This window comes from Rummeliibacillus sp. TYF005, assembly GCF_003844195.1.
Lineage (GTDB): Bacteria > Bacillota > Bacilli > Bacillales_A > Planococcaceae > Rummeliibacillus.
Map to the genome: position 1 here is coordinate 1 of NZ_ML122542.1, position 15,491 is coordinate 15,491.

13 protein-coding genes and 1 pseudogene are annotated in these 15,491 nt (G+C 35.0%); all 14 read left to right on the forward strand.

Annotated elements, in window-relative coordinates:
- A pseudogene (locus CW357_RS18505) lies at positions 1 to 138 on the forward strand (IS30 family transposase); the annotation flags it as partial.
- Between the two features lie 333 nt (positions 139 to 471).
- Positions 472 to 903: a division/cell wall cluster transcriptional repressor MraZ gene (gene mraZ, locus CW357_RS01915; protein ID WP_124217360.1), complete on the forward strand. Its 432-nt coding sequence runs from the start codon at positions 472 to 474 to the stop codon at positions 901 to 903.
- A gap of 21 nt (positions 904 to 924) precedes the next feature.
- Positions 925 to 1,863 (forward strand): 16S rRNA (cytosine(1402)-N(4))-methyltransferase RsmH, encoded by a 939-nt coding sequence (rsmH, locus tag CW357_RS01920; RefSeq protein WP_119414199.1) that lies wholly within the window; start codon positions 925 to 927, stop codon positions 1,861 to 1,863.
- Between the two features lie 15 nt (positions 1,864 to 1,878).
- Positions 1,879 to 2,250 carry a cell division protein FtsL gene (gene ftsL, locus CW357_RS01925; RefSeq protein WP_119414200.1) on the forward strand — a complete coding sequence of 124 codons (372 nt, stop codon included), beginning with the start codon at positions 1,879 to 1,881 and terminating at the stop codon, positions 2,248 to 2,250.
- A 32-nt stretch (positions 2,251 to 2,282) separates the two neighbouring features.
- The gene (locus CW357_RS01930; protein WP_233547995.1) at positions 2,283 to 4,421 is read left to right on the forward strand and encodes a penicillin-binding transpeptidase domain-containing protein; all 2,139 of its coding nucleotides are present in this window, start codon (positions 2,283 to 2,285) and stop codon (positions 4,419 to 4,421) included.
- Positions 4,422 to 4,490: 69 nt separating this feature from the next.
- Entirely contained in the window at positions 4,491 to 6,407 is a 1,917-nt protein-coding gene (locus CW357_RS01935; RefSeq protein WP_119414202.1) for a stage V sporulation protein D, read from the forward strand.
- A 76-nt stretch (positions 6,408 to 6,483) separates the two neighbouring features.
- Positions 6,484 to 7,455 carry a phospho-N-acetylmuramoyl-pentapeptide-transferase gene (mraY, locus tag CW357_RS01940; RefSeq protein ID WP_124217209.1) on the forward strand — a complete coding sequence of 324 codons (972 nt, stop codon included), beginning with the start codon at positions 6,484 to 6,486 and terminating at the stop codon, positions 7,453 to 7,455.
- A complete protein-coding gene (murD, locus tag CW357_RS01945; RefSeq protein ID WP_119414204.1) occupies positions 7,455 to 8,807 on the forward strand; it encodes a UDP-N-acetylmuramoyl-L-alanine--D-glutamate ligase in 1,353 nt (450 codons plus the stop codon). The genes mraY and murD overlap by 1 nt, the downstream gene beginning before the upstream one ends.
- A 24-nt stretch (positions 8,808 to 8,831) precedes the next feature.
- Complete coding sequence (ftsW, locus tag CW357_RS01950) at positions 8,832 to 9,917, forward strand: putative lipid II flippase FtsW (protein ID WP_124217210.1); 1,086 nt, start codon at positions 8,832 to 8,834, stop codon at positions 9,915 to 9,917.
- A 22-nt stretch (positions 9,918 to 9,939) separates the two neighbouring features.
- Positions 9,940 to 10,704, forward strand: a complete 765-nt coding sequence (locus CW357_RS01955; RefSeq protein WP_164489526.1) for a cell division protein FtsQ/DivIB — start codon at positions 9,940 to 9,942, stop codon at positions 10,702 to 10,704.
- Positions 10,705 to 11,038: 334 nt separating this feature from the next.
- Positions 11,039 to 12,325 carry a cell division protein FtsA gene (gene ftsA, locus CW357_RS01960; protein ID WP_124217212.1) on the forward strand — a complete coding sequence of 429 codons (1,287 nt, stop codon included), beginning with the start codon at positions 11,039 to 11,041 and terminating at the stop codon, positions 12,323 to 12,325.
- Positions 12,326 to 12,382: 57 nt separating this feature from the next.
- Positions 12,383 to 13,567, forward strand: coding sequence for a cell division protein FtsZ (gene ftsZ / locus CW357_RS01965; protein ID WP_124217213.1), 1,185 nt, complete (start codon positions 12,383 to 12,385; stop codon positions 13,565 to 13,567).
- A 328-nt stretch (positions 13,568 to 13,895) separates the two neighbouring features.
- On the forward strand, positions 13,896 to 14,729 hold the full coding sequence (locus tag CW357_RS01970; protein ID WP_164489527.1) for a sigma-E processing peptidase SpoIIGA: 834 nt from the start codon (positions 13,896 to 13,898) through the stop codon (positions 14,727 to 14,729).
- Between the two features lie 20 nt (positions 14,730 to 14,749).
- On the forward strand, positions 14,750 to 15,457 hold the full coding sequence (gene sigE, locus CW357_RS01975; RefSeq protein ID WP_119414209.1) for an RNA polymerase sporulation sigma factor SigE: 708 nt from the start codon (positions 14,750 to 14,752) through the stop codon (positions 15,455 to 15,457).
- The last annotated feature ends 34 nt before the right edge of the window (positions 15,458 to 15,491 follow it).

A 15,491-nucleotide genomic window follows, 5' to 3' on the forward strand; every position in this document is an offset into this window, starting at 1 on the left:
AAGAAAACAAATTTCGATCACGTTACCCCAGATGAGATGAACCAAGCACTTCAACTCATTAATAATCGACCAAGAAAATGCCTTGGTTGGAAAACTGCACACGAGGCCTTTGAGGAAGAACTGTTGCACTTAATTTGACAAAGTATCACTAATTAAACATAGAATGATTTGCATTGAAATAAATTTTTGATGTTTTGATGATAAAAAAATATCTTATATCTAAAGGATATCTCATTGAGGTATCCTTTTTGCATGAGAAAAGTAATAGAAAAAGATAATAGTTTTGTTTTTATAAATTTTGCAAAGCAATAGATAGGAGAAAAATAAGAAAATTCCATTAAAAATGTAGAGTAAAAAAGGATTTCAAGGACAATTTACGTATTTTTAAAGTTTATCTTTGAATTATTTATGAATTAGTGGAGGAATGTGGGGGAATGTGGTAATCTATTTTCATATAGTGGGGTGAGTACCATGTTCATGGGGGAATATCAACATAACATCGATGCCAAAGGCCGCTTGATTATACCGGCAAAATTCCGAGATTATTTCCAAGAAGGTTTTGTCATTACACGTGGATTAGACCAATGTTTGTTTGGATATCCTATGGAGGAATGGCGAAAACTTGAGGAGAAATTGAAGAACTTACCTGTGACCAAAAAGGATGCACGTTCATTTACACGATTTTTCTTTTCAGGTGCAACCGAGGTAGAGTTTGATAAGCAAGGCCGCATTAATATTCCCATGAATTTGTTATCATACGCCCATATAGAAAAAGAATGCGTCATTCTCGGAGTGTCCAATCGTATTGAAATTTGGGCACAGCAATCTTGGCAAGATTACTTTACAACATCTGAGGATTCTTTTAATGAGATTGCTGAGAATATGATTGACTTTGATATATAGCAACAAAGAGGAGGATTTCAGTTGTTCAATCATACGACCGTATTACTGAAAGAAACCGTTGATGGATTGAACATTCGTCCTGACGGTATATATGTAGACTGTACTTTAGGAGGCGCAGGACATAGTGAGTACCTTGTTAGACAGTTGTCTGATGAAGGTCGCCTCATCTGTTTTGATCAAGATTTATCTGCTATTGAAAATGCGAAAATTAGATTAGCCCCTTACATCAATCGTGTAACATTTGTCCATTCAAATTTCCGTTATTTAAAAGAAGAACTTGCAAATTTAGGATTATCCAAAGTAGATGGCGTTTTATATGATTTAGGAGTTTCATCTCCACAGCTAGATAATGCTGATAGAGGGTTTAGCTACCATCAAGATGCACCATTGGATATGAGGATGGATACAACAGCTGAACTAACAGCTTTTCATGTTGTTAATGAGTGGGATTACAATGATTTAGTGAGAATTTTTTACCGTTATGGTGAAGAAAAATTTTCTAAACAGATTGCTCGGAAAATAGAAGAAGCAAGAAATAAAGAACCAATTCGTACAACAGGTGAACTAGTAGAACTTATTAAAGAAGGAATACCTGCGGCAGCCAGACGTAAAGGTGGACATCCTGCGAAAAGAGTATTCCAAGCAATTCGAATTGCTGTTAATGATGAGTTAGGTGCAGCAGAAGAATCTTTGCAACAAGCACTAGAGGTCATTGGTGTAGGTGGTAGAGTGAGTGTTATTACTTTCCACTCTCTTGAAGATCGTTTGTGTAAGTCAATTTTTAAAGAAGCATCTTCTTTACCGGATCTTCCGCCTGGATTACCAGTAATACCAAAAGAACTAACACCATCTATAAAACTTGTAACAAGAAAACCGATATTACCATCAGATGAAGAACTTGAAGCGAATAATCGTGCGAGATCTGCAAAACTTCGCATTGCAGAAAGAATAAAAGACTAAGAGGAGTTGATAAATGTGGCACTACAAGAGCGAGAAGAACAGCATAATTATATATTGCAACCCATGGCTCCAGAAAAAACTGTCCAAAAGAATGTAACAAGGCCTATCAAAAGTAGAGTAACGAAGATAGAAAAGCTACTTATGATTGGTATGGTTGCAGTAATTACTGTAATTGCAGTCATGAATTTAAATGTGCAATCTTCTATTAATAGCACAACAGTTGAAATACAAAAGACTGAAAATAATATAGATGACATTAAAAAGCAAAACTCAGAGTTGTCAATGGAAGTAAGCGAACTTTCGACATATGATCGTATTTGGAAAAAAGCAAAAGCTATGGGCTTAAAACTTAACGAAAAAAACGTGAAAGTAGTGTCAGGACAATGAAAAAGAGTAAATTTCAATGGGGAGCCTCCACGATGCTAATCATCTATGGGCTCCTATTTTTTTTAATGTTTTTTAGAATTTTCTATATTCAAGTAACAGGACAGGCTGAGGGACAACAATTAGCAGCAAAAGCAGCAGCTAGATATGAAAAATCGAAAATCATTACAGCTAATCGAGGAAATATTTACGATAGACAGGGGCAAGTTATTGCAAAAGATGGGATAAGTTATCGTCTTGTAGCAGTTATTAACCCAAAAGCATCAGAAGGAACTAATAAGGTGCTACATGTGCAAAATCCAAAAATGACAGCAATGATTTTGTCCAAATATATCAATATGGATGAAAAAAGTATATATAAAATATTGACGAAAAAGTATATTGAAACAGAAAAAGGAAAAAGAGAACTTTCCCAAGTCGAATTTGGTTCAGCAGGGCGTAATATTAGTCATACTGTAATGGAGGAAATTTCAAAAGAGAAATTACCTGGTATTATTTTCGAAGAAGATAACAAAAGGTTTTATCCAAATGGCGTGTTTGCTTCTAATTTAATCGGTATCGCCAGAAAAGAAAATCAAGAAAACGCGCAAGCGCAAACTGTAGGGAAAATGGGACTGGAAGCTATTTATAACAAAGAGCTTTCCGGAGTGAATGGTCATGTTCAATATAAAAGTGACTTGTTTGGCTATCTATTGCCAAATAGCGAAAAAATGGTACAACCGGCGCAGAATGGTAAGAATGTATACTTAACAATTGATAAAACAATACAAAATTTCCTTGAAGATTCTATGAGTAAAGTATATGAACAATATAAACCGGAATCGATGGTTGCAGTTGTTGCCAATCCTAAAACGGGCGAAATATTGGCGGTGTCACAACGACCAACATTTAACCCACAAACAGGTGAAGGTTTAAATAGTAGTTGGATTAATGAAATGACTGAAACTACGTTAGAACCAGGTTCAACGATGAAAACATTTACACTTTCGACTGCAATTCAAGAGGGAAAATGGAATCCAAATGAAGTCTATCAATCTGGTCAATACAAAGTGTATGATCGTATAATTCGAGATGCTAACCAAGTAGGTTGGGGAACAATTACGTATTTAGAAGGAATTCAACGTTCTTCAAATGTAGGAATGGCAAATCTATTGAAAAAAATAGGAGATAAAACTTTTATTAGTTACTTAAAGAAATTTGGCTTTGGTCAAAAAACAGGTATTGATTTACCAAACGAAGCAACTGGGAAGATTTTAGATGAATATCCTATTAACCGCGTTACAACAACCTATGGCCAAGGATCTACTGTTACGCCAATTCAGTTAATTCAAGCACTTACAGCTGTCGCAAATGACGGAAAAATGATGCAGCCTTATGTTATTAAAAAAATTGTAGACCCTAACACAGGCGATATTGTGAAAGAACATAACCCAATTGTTAAAGGAAAACCAATTTCTGCAGATACTGCTAAACAAGTGAGAGAAACATTAGCAACAACAGTTACTTCTGAAAAAGGGACCGCACAAAATTTTGCAAGTAAGGAGTACGAGGTAGCAGGAAAAACTGGTACAGCTCAAATTCCAAAACCAACAGGTGGTTATTATTGGGGGAAAAATAATTTCCTATATTCTTTCTTAGGAATGGCTCCTGTTAAAGATCCGAAGTTAATCATGTATGTCGCAATTGAAAAACCAAATTTAGGTGTAACAGAAGTTGGATCAGAACCTACTTCTAAAGTGTTTAATACTGTTATGGAAAGCAGCTTAAAGTATTTGAATATCAAGCCTTCCAAAACGAGTACTACTAAATCTATTGTAATGGATGACTTAGTCGGAAGAGAATCTTCTGAAGTTATAACAGATTTAGAGTCTAAGAATATCCAAACAGTATTAATTGGCTCAGAAGGTAAAGTCACAAATCAATACCCAAATAAAGGCCAAAAAGTTTTATACAATAGTCATGCTTTCATCAAAACATCTGGCAATATAAAAATACCAGATTTCACTGGATGGTCATTGCGGGATATTATAACGTACCAAACCCTCTCAGGGATGAAGATTAGTATCCAAGGGGACGGTTTTGTACAAAAGCAAAATATTAAAGCTGGTACAATTTATGAAGGAAATCAAAAAGTTATATTAAAAATGGTCAAACCACAAGAACAGTATAAATAGTTCGAAAAGAAGCATAGCTACCCTTTGAAAATCATACTTTGAATGTAAAAAGGTGTGATTTGTCCAACTATGTGGGTTACTAAAAAAGTAAGTGTTAGATTGAAAATTGTCATGATGATATTCATTTGCTTAGGGTTATTGCTTATTGGAAAATTAGTTATTGTTCAATTTATTCAACATGAATTTTTAACAAAAAAGGCGGAAGAAAATTGGGACCGTGAAGTGCCTATGAAAAGCTTGCGAGGGAATATTGTGGATCGAAGTGGCAAGCTTTTAGTAGGCAATAAACTCGCGCCAACGCTTTACTTTATGCCAGCACAAAATAAAGAACCAGATAAAGTTGCAGCACAACTCGCACCTATCTTACAAATGGACGAAAAAGAATTAGCAGAAAAGCTAAACAAAAGGGTGACCATTGTAAAGATTACACCCCAAGGAAAAAATATTTCTTATGAATTAGCAGAAAAAATCCAGCAATTACAAATTCCTGGCCTTTATACTGGGTTGGATTATATTCGAGATTATCCATATGGAGTCTTACTCTCAAGATTATTAGGATTTACTGGTAGTGACATGCAAGGCTTAGCAGGGTTAGAATATCAGTATAACGATTTGTTATTAGGAAAAGAATCTGCTATTCGTTTATTTACTGATGCAAAAGGTGCAAATTTACCTCATGTTGAAGATGGCTGGAAGGAAGGGCAAGATGGTGCTACGTTAGAACTAACCATTGATGTCGATGTTCAGAAGGTTATTGAAAGAGAATTGTCTCAAGCCATGGAAAAGTATGATGCAGATCAAGCGATAGGAATTGCTATGGATCCTAATACTGGAGAGATTCTTGGATTAGCTTCTTATCCTACATATAATCCTGCAGAGTATCAAAAAGTAGATTCTAAGATTTATAATCGCAATTTACCAGTATGGATGACGTATGAGCCGGGGTCTACCTTTAAAATTATTACACTAAGTGCTGCATTAGAAGAAGATGTAGTGGATTTGAAAAAAGATTCTTTTTATGATCAAGGCTATACCTTAGTTGAAGGTGCTAGACTTAGATGTTGGAAAAGGGAAGGTCATGGACAAGAGACATTTATGGAAGTAGTCGAAAACTCATGTAATCCTGGTTTTATTGAATTGGGAAGACGGGTAGGACCTACTAAACTTCAACAGTATATTCGTGATTTTGGATTTGGTCAGGTGACAGGTTCTAATATGGCTGGCGAATCAACAGGTATTCTATTTGCACCTAAAAATTATGGACCTGTAGAACATGCAACCACGTCATTTGGTCAAGGTATCTCTGTCACGCCAATTCAACAAGTTCAGGCCGTATCTGCAGCTGTTAATGGTGGAAAACTAATGACACCATATATCGTTAAAAAAATTCTTAATGGTGACAATGGTCAAGTTTTAAAAACATATGAACCTACTGAAAAACGGCAAGTCATAAAATCTGAGACATCTGCAAAAGTTCGTGAAGCATTAGAATCGGTAGTTGCAAATGGATCAGGTAGAGGGGCTTATCGTGATCATTTAAGAATTGGTGGTAAAACAGGTACAGCTCAAAAGGCTGAAGATGGGCGCTACAAGAGCGGAGAATACATTGTATCTTTTATTGGATTTGCACCAGCAGATGACCCTAAAGTAGTGGTATATGTAGCAATTGATAATCCAAAAAATGGCCCGCAATTTGGTGGTGTTATAGCCGCACCGATTGTTGGTCAAATAATTGAAGATATTCATCCAATTGTGGGAATTACTGATCGTAAAGAACAAATTGAGAAACAGTATCGTTGGGGAGATATCGAAAAAGTCCGAGTTCCCAACTTGGTTGGTAAAACGAAAAAAGAGATATCTGGAATGTTATATCCATTCCGATTAGAGTGGCATGGAGAAGGCGATAAAATAGCATCTCAACTTCCAAAAGCTGACGCACAAATCGTTAAAGATGGGACTATTCACGTTTATTTAGAAAAAGAGTAATCTTAGTCTTTAAAAATGAATCTGAAACTACTATGATAGTACATGTACTAAAGAAGGATAGAAGGAGAATTTTTTCATGTCAATCGCAACAATGCTAATTATTTTAGCAATTTCATTTATTATTTCGGTCATATTAGGGCCGATTATCATTCCATTATTAAGACGCTTTAAATTTGGTCAAAGTATTCGTGAAGAAGGTCCAAAATCACATATGAAAAAGGCAGGTACCCCTACAATGGGTGGTGTCATTTTCTTATTATCAATTATTGCCACTACCGTTATTATGAGTCTAGTAAAAGGTGCTTTTACATCTCAAACCATTATTTTAGTGCTCGTACTTATTGGTTTTGGAGTTGTTGGCTTTTTAGATGATGGACTTAAAATCATCTTCAAACGTAATTTAGGATTAACTTCTTTACAAAAACTAATTGCACAAATTGTTATTTCAATTGCGGCCTATTTTTTATTGAAAATGGGGACGTTTCATAATACAGTTCAAATACCATTTACTGATTTTGCAATACATTTAGGCTTAACCTATGTACTATTCTTAGTATTCTGGTTAGTAGGCTTCTCTAATGCAGTCAATTTAACAGATGGATTAGATGGTTTAGTCTCAGGTACTGCTTCTATTGCTTTTGCAGCTTATGGTGTTTTAGCACTTTTAAATGATCAATTAGATGCAGCTATATTCGCATTTTCAGTTGTAGGTGCCCTACTAGGTTTCTTAATCTTTAATGCAAACCCTGCAAAAGTATTTATGGGGGATACTGGTTCACTAGCATTAGGTGGAGCTTTAGCCATGTTATCAATCTTAGTTGGTCAAGAACTTTTATTATTATTAATTGGAATAATTTTTGTACTTGAAACTTTATCTGTTATGATGCAAGTAACAAGTTTCAAATTAACAGGTAAAAGAATTTTTAAAATGAGTCCACTACATCACCATTTCGAGCTTTCAGGTTGGTCTGAATGGCGAATTGTCCTAACGTTCTGGTTAACAGCATTAGTGGCAGCATTGATTGCAGTGGTTCCGGAGGTATTATAATGAAAAACTTAACCATAATGGAACACAAAAAAGTATTAGTACTAGGTTTAGCTAAAAGTGGTGTAGCTGCTGCAGAGTTACTTCATAAAATGGGCGCTTTTGTCACAGTAAATGATGCAAAACCTTTTGAAGAAAACAAAGATGCTCAGCAGCTTCTACAACAAGGAATTACCGTTATTTGTGGTCGCCATCCAGAAGATTTGTTAGATGAAGGGTTTGAACTAGTCATCAAAAACCCTGGTATTCCTTATACAAACATTATTGTTCAAGACGCAGTAAAAAGAGGAATCCCTGTATGGACAGAAGTGGAGTTAGCTTATTTAATTAGCGAAGCACCAATGATTGGTATTACAGGTTCAAATGGGAAGACAACGACAACAACTTTGTTATATCATATTTTAAACCAAGGTGGTTTGAATCCTTTAATCGCTGGTAATATCGGTACAGTAGCGTGTACTGTAACAGAAAAAGCTACTACCGATAATATAATTGTGACTGAGCTATCATCATTCCAACTTATGGGTACTGAAACATTTAAACCGAAGATTGCTATATGGACAAATTTGTTTGAAGCACATATTGACTATCACGGTTCTATGGAAGCGTATGGTAATGCAAAATTCAACATTACGAAAAACCAAGATGCATCTGATTATTTAATTTATAATGCAGACCAAGAAATTGTCTCTTCTTACGCTAAAAAGTCTAAAGCACATCTAATTCCATTTTCATCAACTCGTGTTATTGAAGATGGAATTAGTGCAGATGATGACATGATTTATTGGTTAGGTAAACCATTTATGAAACGGGATATTATAGCATTACCTGGAAAACACAATTTAGAAAACGTACTTGCCGCTGTAGCAGCTGCTATTATTGTGAATTGTCCTAAGGATAAAATGGAACATGTTTTAAATTCATTTACTGGAGTTAAACACCGTACGCAATTTATCCGTGAATGGCAAGGACGCAAAATTTACAACGATTCTAAAGCAACTAATACATTAGCTACTAAGAGTGCACTTGCCGCATTTAAACAACCTATCGTATTACTAGCAGGTGGTTTAGATCGTGGACATTCGTTTGAAGAGTTAAGACCATTTATGGCGAATGTGCATGCGATTGTAGTATCTGGACAAACTGCAGATCGTTTCGCAGAATTTGCGTCTTCATGTGGCGTTAAAACAATTGTTCATGCAAAAAATATTCAAGAAGCTGTACCGAAAGCTGCTGAATTATCTGAACCTGGGGATGTTATTTTACTATCACCAGCATGTGCAAGTTGGGACCAATATCCTAATTTCGAAACAAGAGGAGATTTATTTATCGAAGCAGCTATGTTATTGAAATAGTTGCCACTAAAAAGTATAGGAAGGATGCCTTGCCTGATACAACGTGAAAGACTCTCGTTAATGATTGCAACCTTATTTTTGACTGTCATTGGCATAGTTTTTGTGTATTCTGCTGGTTCTTACTGGGGAAAAGTTCACTATGGACAAACAGCACCTTTTTTAGTTAAACAGCTAGTCTTTCTTGGAGTGGCATTATTAGTTTTCTCTTTTTGCGGTCGGTATAACGGCCTGCAATCGGAAAAGACTTGGACACTTCTATATTGGCTATCTATACTTTTGCTTGTCGCAGTCTTAGTGCCAGGAATTGGTGTTGTCCGAAATGGATCACAAAGTTGGATTGCAGTTGGCCCACTTAGTTTACAGCCATCTGAACTTACCAAAATTGCTACAATTGTAAAGCTTAGTTTTGTTTTGGCAAACCAAAAATCTACTGGTCCTAAGATTCATTGGCGGCATTTTTTATATTTGTTTATACCGGTAGGTCTTATAATGTTGCAACCAGATTTTGGTTCAGCGTTTATCCTAATCGTTTCAGTTTTTTTACTTTTTTTTATAGCAGGTTACCCAATTCGTTTTTATGTTTTTCTTATCATTGCAGGTATTTTAGGATTAGTAGGGTTAATCCTTTCTGCGCCATATCGTCTTAAACGAATAGAGGCTTTTGTAGATCCGTGGTCTGATCCTCTCGGAAGTGGATTTCAAGCAATTCAGTCCTTACTTGCAATCGGCCCAGCTGGATTGTATGGTTTTGGTTTCGGAAATAGCCGTCAAAAGTATTTGTATTTGCCAGAACCACAGAATGATTTTATATTTTCTATTATTGCAGAGGAAATGGGCTTTATCGGAGCTGTGGCCATCATATTAGCTTTTGGTGTGTTGCTTTATGCTGGGTTTAAATTAGCTTTTAAATCTAGTCTCAAAGTTTCGTTATATTGTATTGCAACATTAATCGGTATGATAGGGTTTCAAGCTTTTTTAAATATTGGAGTTGTTTCTGGATTATTACCAGTAACAGGTGTTACATTACCATTTATTAGTTATGGAGGTACATCGCTAGTTGTTACATGGATTGCAATTGGAATAGTTTGGAATTTCTCTAAAGAAAGATAATTTTTAGAAAGGAGTGTTCAGTTTGGATAAAATTATTGATATAGAAGAACGAATTCCGACATTAAAAGAACGCCGTAAAAAAAGAACAAATCGTCGATTCACACTACTTATTGTTATTTTCGTCATTACCTTACTGACACTTCTGTATTTTCAATCACCTCTAAGTCATATAAACAAAATTACAGTTGAAGGGAATAATTTAAAGAGTACTGATTATTACATAAAGCATAGCGGTCTCCGAACAAATGATTCACTATGGGAGTTTAATAATGGTAGGGTTGAGAATCTACTAAAAGAACAGAAAGTAGTAAAACAAGTAACAGTTAAAAGAAAATGGATCAATAATGTGACCATTTCCGTAAAAGAGTATAAGCAAGTTGCTTTGTTGAAAGAAAATGACCAATATAATTTAGTATTAGATAATGGTACAATTTTAAATATGTCTAAAATCCCATCAAGTTTTAAAATGCCTATTTTAGTAGGATTTGAAGACGAAAAGACAAGGATCAAAATGATTCAACAATTAAGTAAATTGAATAATGAATTAATTGGCTTAATTTCTCAAGTAAATGCGATTCCTGATAAATCCAATCCCTATGCTATTCAAATGTTCATGAATGACGGTTTTGAAGTAAGGGCTTCAATACCTTCTCTCGCTTCAAAATTAAAATATTACCCATCAATCGTTTCTCAAGTTAAAAAAGGCGAAAAAGGCGTTATTGACTTAGAAGTGGGTACGTTCTATCGTTCTTATAAAACTGAATACGGTAAAACTAAAAATGAATAGAAATTGAATTATATTACATAACATGCATAAAAACTCTAAAATTATTCTAATTCTTCTATTAATAGGTTTTAAATAGACTTTAAATGTAGTAATCTTAGCTTAAAAGAAATAAAGATAGCAATTTTAAATCGTAATTCTTAGTTTGGCCCTAAATCAAGTCAAAATTTATAATTTTATTAGCATTTTGTACCATGAAAATAATAAAAAATGCATCAAAGGTTAAAAAAACAGTGTAAATGAAGGAATTTTAGGTAGTTGTCATGAATTTACTTAGACAAGTTCGTATTTTTACAATAGAATATTTATTAAGAGTTGTTGAAGGAGGTGCCACAGTTTGAGTCATTCAGAATTATATGTTTCATTAGATATAGGATCTTCATCTATAAAGGTTCTAATAGGGGAAGTCAATGATGAGACTGTGCATGTTATTGGAGTAGGCAATGTCAAGTCATCAGGGATTCGTAGAGGAAGTATTGTAGATATTGATGCTACTGTACAATCTATCAAGAAAGCTGTTGATCAAGCAGAAAGAATGGTTGGTTTGACGATTAATAAGGTGATTCTAGGAATCCCTGCTAATCAAGTACAATTACACCCCGTAAAAGGTGTAGTTGCTGTAAACAGTGAAAATCGAGAAATTACAGATGTAGATTTAGACCGTGTAATCGAATCTGCTGAGTTAATGTCTATACCACCTGATCGTGAGTTGGTGAATATAGTTCCAATACAGTATATAGTAGATGGATTAGATGGGATTAATGACCCGAGAGGTATGATTGGTATTCGTCTAGAGATGGATGGTACGATGGTTACAACATCAAAGACTGTATTGCATAATTTCTTAAGATGTGTTGAAAAAGCAGGTTTAGAAATCCAACAGATTTATTTACAACCATTAGCCGCAGGACAATTTGCGCTAAATGAAGATGATCGTAATCGCGGTACTGCCTATATTGATATAGGTGGTGGCTCTACTACTCTAGCAGTATTTAAAGATGGTCATTTTATACACACTGCAATGATACCTGTTGGTGGTGAACATATTACAAAAGATTTATCAATTGTTTTAAAAACGCCAACTGAGCAAGCTGAAAAGATAAAATTAGAATTTGGACATGCATATTATGATGATGCTTCTGATGATGAATTGTTTGAAGTTCCTGTAATAGGTGCAGATACAAAAGAGCAATTTAGTCAAAGATACATATCCGAAATTATTGGTGTAAGACTTGAAGAATTATTCGATTTAATCATTGATGAATTATATCGAATGGGGATTCAAGATCTGCCAGGGGGTGTGGTTTTGACTGGTGGTGTAGCAAAATTAGAAGGATTACCTCAATTAGCGCGTCATGTACTACAAACAAGTGTTAAAATTTATGCACCGGATTATATTGGTGTAAGGGAACCTGAATATACATCAGCTGTAAATTTAATACGCTATGCACATAAAGAATCACAATTCAATCATGAATTTAGTGATAATGTTCCGCTTGGCCCGGTAATGCATGAAGAACAACAGTCAGAACAAACAAAAGGTACTTCAGTATTTGAAACACATGAGCAAAAAGACAATGTACTCACAAAAGTTAAGGGATTTTTTAATAGATTCTTAGAATAATATAAAAATCATGGCGATTTACTCTACACATTATGAGCTGAATTAGGAGGAATAGAGATGTTAGAATTTGAAACAAGTGATGATCAACTTGCTGTTATAAAAGTCATCGGTGTTGGTGGTGGCGGTAATAATGCTGTAAACCGAATGATTGAACATGGGGTACAAGGTGTGGAATTTATCGCCGTTAATACTGATGCACAAGCGCTAAAACTATCAAACGCTGAAATAAAATTACAAATCGGTGCAAAATCTACTCGTGGATTAGGTGCAGGTGCTAACCCAGAAGTGGGGAAAAAAGCTGCTGAAGAAAGTAAAGAACAAATCGAGGAAGCATTAAGTGGTGCAGATATGGTCTTTGTAACTGCTGGTATGGGTGGCGGTACAGGTACTGGTGCAGCACCTGTAATCGCTCAAATCGCCAAAGATCTTGGTGCATTAACTGTTGGTGTGGTTACTCGTCCATTTACATTTGAAGGAAAGAAACGTCAAAAACAAGCACTTTCAGGTACAGCTGCTATGAAAGAGGCTGTTGATACATTAATCGTTATTCCTAACGATAAATTATTAGAGATTGTTGACAAAAACACACCAATGCTTGAAGCATTCCGTGAAGCTGATAATGTACTACGACAAGGTGTACAAGGTATTTCTGATTTAATCGCAGTACCAGGTCTTATTAACTTAGACTTTGCGGATGTTAAAACAATTATGTCTGACAAAGGTTCTGCTTTAATGGGTATTGGTATTGCTTCAGGTGAAACACGTGCTATAGAGGCTGCTAAAAAGGCTATTTCAAGTCCATTACTTGAAACATCTATTCATGGAGCAAAAGGTGTCCTTATGAATATGACAGGTGGTTCTAATTTAAGCTTATACGAAGTACAAGAAGCTGCTGATATCGTTTCATCTGCTTCAGATGAAGACGTAAATATTATCTTCGGTGCTGTTATTAATGACAATTTAAAAGATGAAATTGTTGTCACTGTTATTGCAACTGAGTTTACAGAAGATGAAAATCAATTTGACACTCATAATAACTTAAATCGCACTGGAATTGGTTCTCTTCGTCAACAACAGTCACCAGTCCAACAAGTGACAGGACGTGAAGTGCGTTCGGAAGAAGTGGTTCAACCAACTCAAGAGATGCCACGCCAAACTGCACAATATCAAACAAATAACCAAGCACAAGACGATACATTGGATATACCAACATTCCTACGTAATCGCAATAAACGTCGTTAATCCAGATAAATGCTATAGATTGTGAGAAAGTAGTCTCAACGCACTTAAAAAGGGAAATTGCACTATGCAATTTCCCTTTAGTGTTTATATCGAACATGTGAAAAAGATGATACTCTAATCGGATATATAGAATAAAAAGCCATGGAATTTATTAATTTAAATTCTCATGGCTTCTTATTTAAAAGAAGAGTTTGATTAATCTTTTTTTTGCTAAAAGATTACTTAGAAAATTGAATGATTATGTCGGAAAGTTTCTCTATTTTACAGTCACCCTTTGACATTTTTTGTAGGCATATTATGATATCTTGTCTATGCGGGAGGTGGTGAATTGTATGGCGAAGTACTGATATTAATGAATGCAATTTTTAACTATGTCATTCTTTCTTTTGCAAACTCAATATGCTTTCTACAACAATCAAAAGGAAGGTTGCTTATCAGTGCTTTCCTTGCAGGAATTTGTATTGTTATTTTTGGACACCATTTTCTTATATTAATTATTGTATTTATATTGATGATCACGGTTGCATTTGGTTGGCAAATTCGCAATTGGTGGAAAGGTGCCCTCATGTGCTTTGTGGCGGCTTTGTTTGCAGGTGGGCTATTTACTGCGTTCGAGCCATTGTGGATTAATACTTCAGTATTCACTTTGTTGTTAGTAAGTGGAATCGTTGCAACGGCAGGCCTCTTTTTATTGAAAAACCGTTTGCTAGTAGCAAGAGGAGATACTTTGCAACAAAGTTTAATGCAATTATGTGAATTGCAATTGGGAGAAATTACCGTAACTTTAAAATGTTTTATAGATACAGGAAACACGACAGTTGAGCCACTATCAGGAAAACCTGTTCATTTTGTATGTTATAAAGCAATAGAACATTCCTTACCTGAAAACTTTAAAATGGCATTGTTTCAATGGAATGTAAATGAGCCATATGATTTGGAAATGTTTCCGGAATATTTTCGGAAAAAGGTGGCTGTTATTCCAATTACAACTGTTCAAGAGAAAAAAACGTATAGTTTAGCTTTTCGATATGATAAATGGCTTTTAAAAGAAGAGGAAGCCCGTCCTATATCACCAGGCTTTTTTATTATTACCATCCAAAATACCCCGTTTCCACAAGAAGCAGATGCCATATTACATTTTACTGCTTTATATCACATTTAATGAATGGAGGATTTAATAATATGATTCGTCGATTTTGGCGTTGGTTAATAGAGACTATTGCAAGCTTTAGAAGAACAGGTACCTTTTATATTGGGAGTCATGAATCTTTACCGACACCTTTAAAAAAAGAAGAAGAACAAGAGATGATTGCAGCTTTCAAAAATGGTGATATGCATGCTAGAGATATATTAATCGAGCATAATTTAAGGCTTGTTGTTTATATTGCGCGACGTTTTGATAATGCAAAAACGCCAATAGAAGACCTTATTAGTATTGGCTCGATTGGTTTAATAAAGGCAATAGAAACATTTAATGCCGATAAAAAAATCAAATTAGCTACTTACGCATCAAGATGTATCGAAAATGAAATTTTGATGCACTTGCGAAAAACAAGTCGTATGAAAGGCGAAGTGTCGCTTGATGAGCCATTAAATTCAGATGGAGATGGCAATGAGTTATTACTATCTGATATTTTAGGAACAGATGAACATCTTATTACCGACGACGTAGAAAAGAAGATGGAACGTCAACATATGTTCCATGCCATTCAAAAATTAGATGAAAGAGAACGTTATATTATGGAATGCCGTTTTGGATTAGCTGGTAAAGAAGAAATGACACAGAAAGAAGTGGCTGATCATCTAGGCATTTCTCAATCATATATTTCCCGTTTAGAAAAGAAAATAATTCAAGAATTGCGGAATCATTTAAATCAATTAACGTCATAACGGTTGAATTTGGAAAGAAAAAACACGCATATTA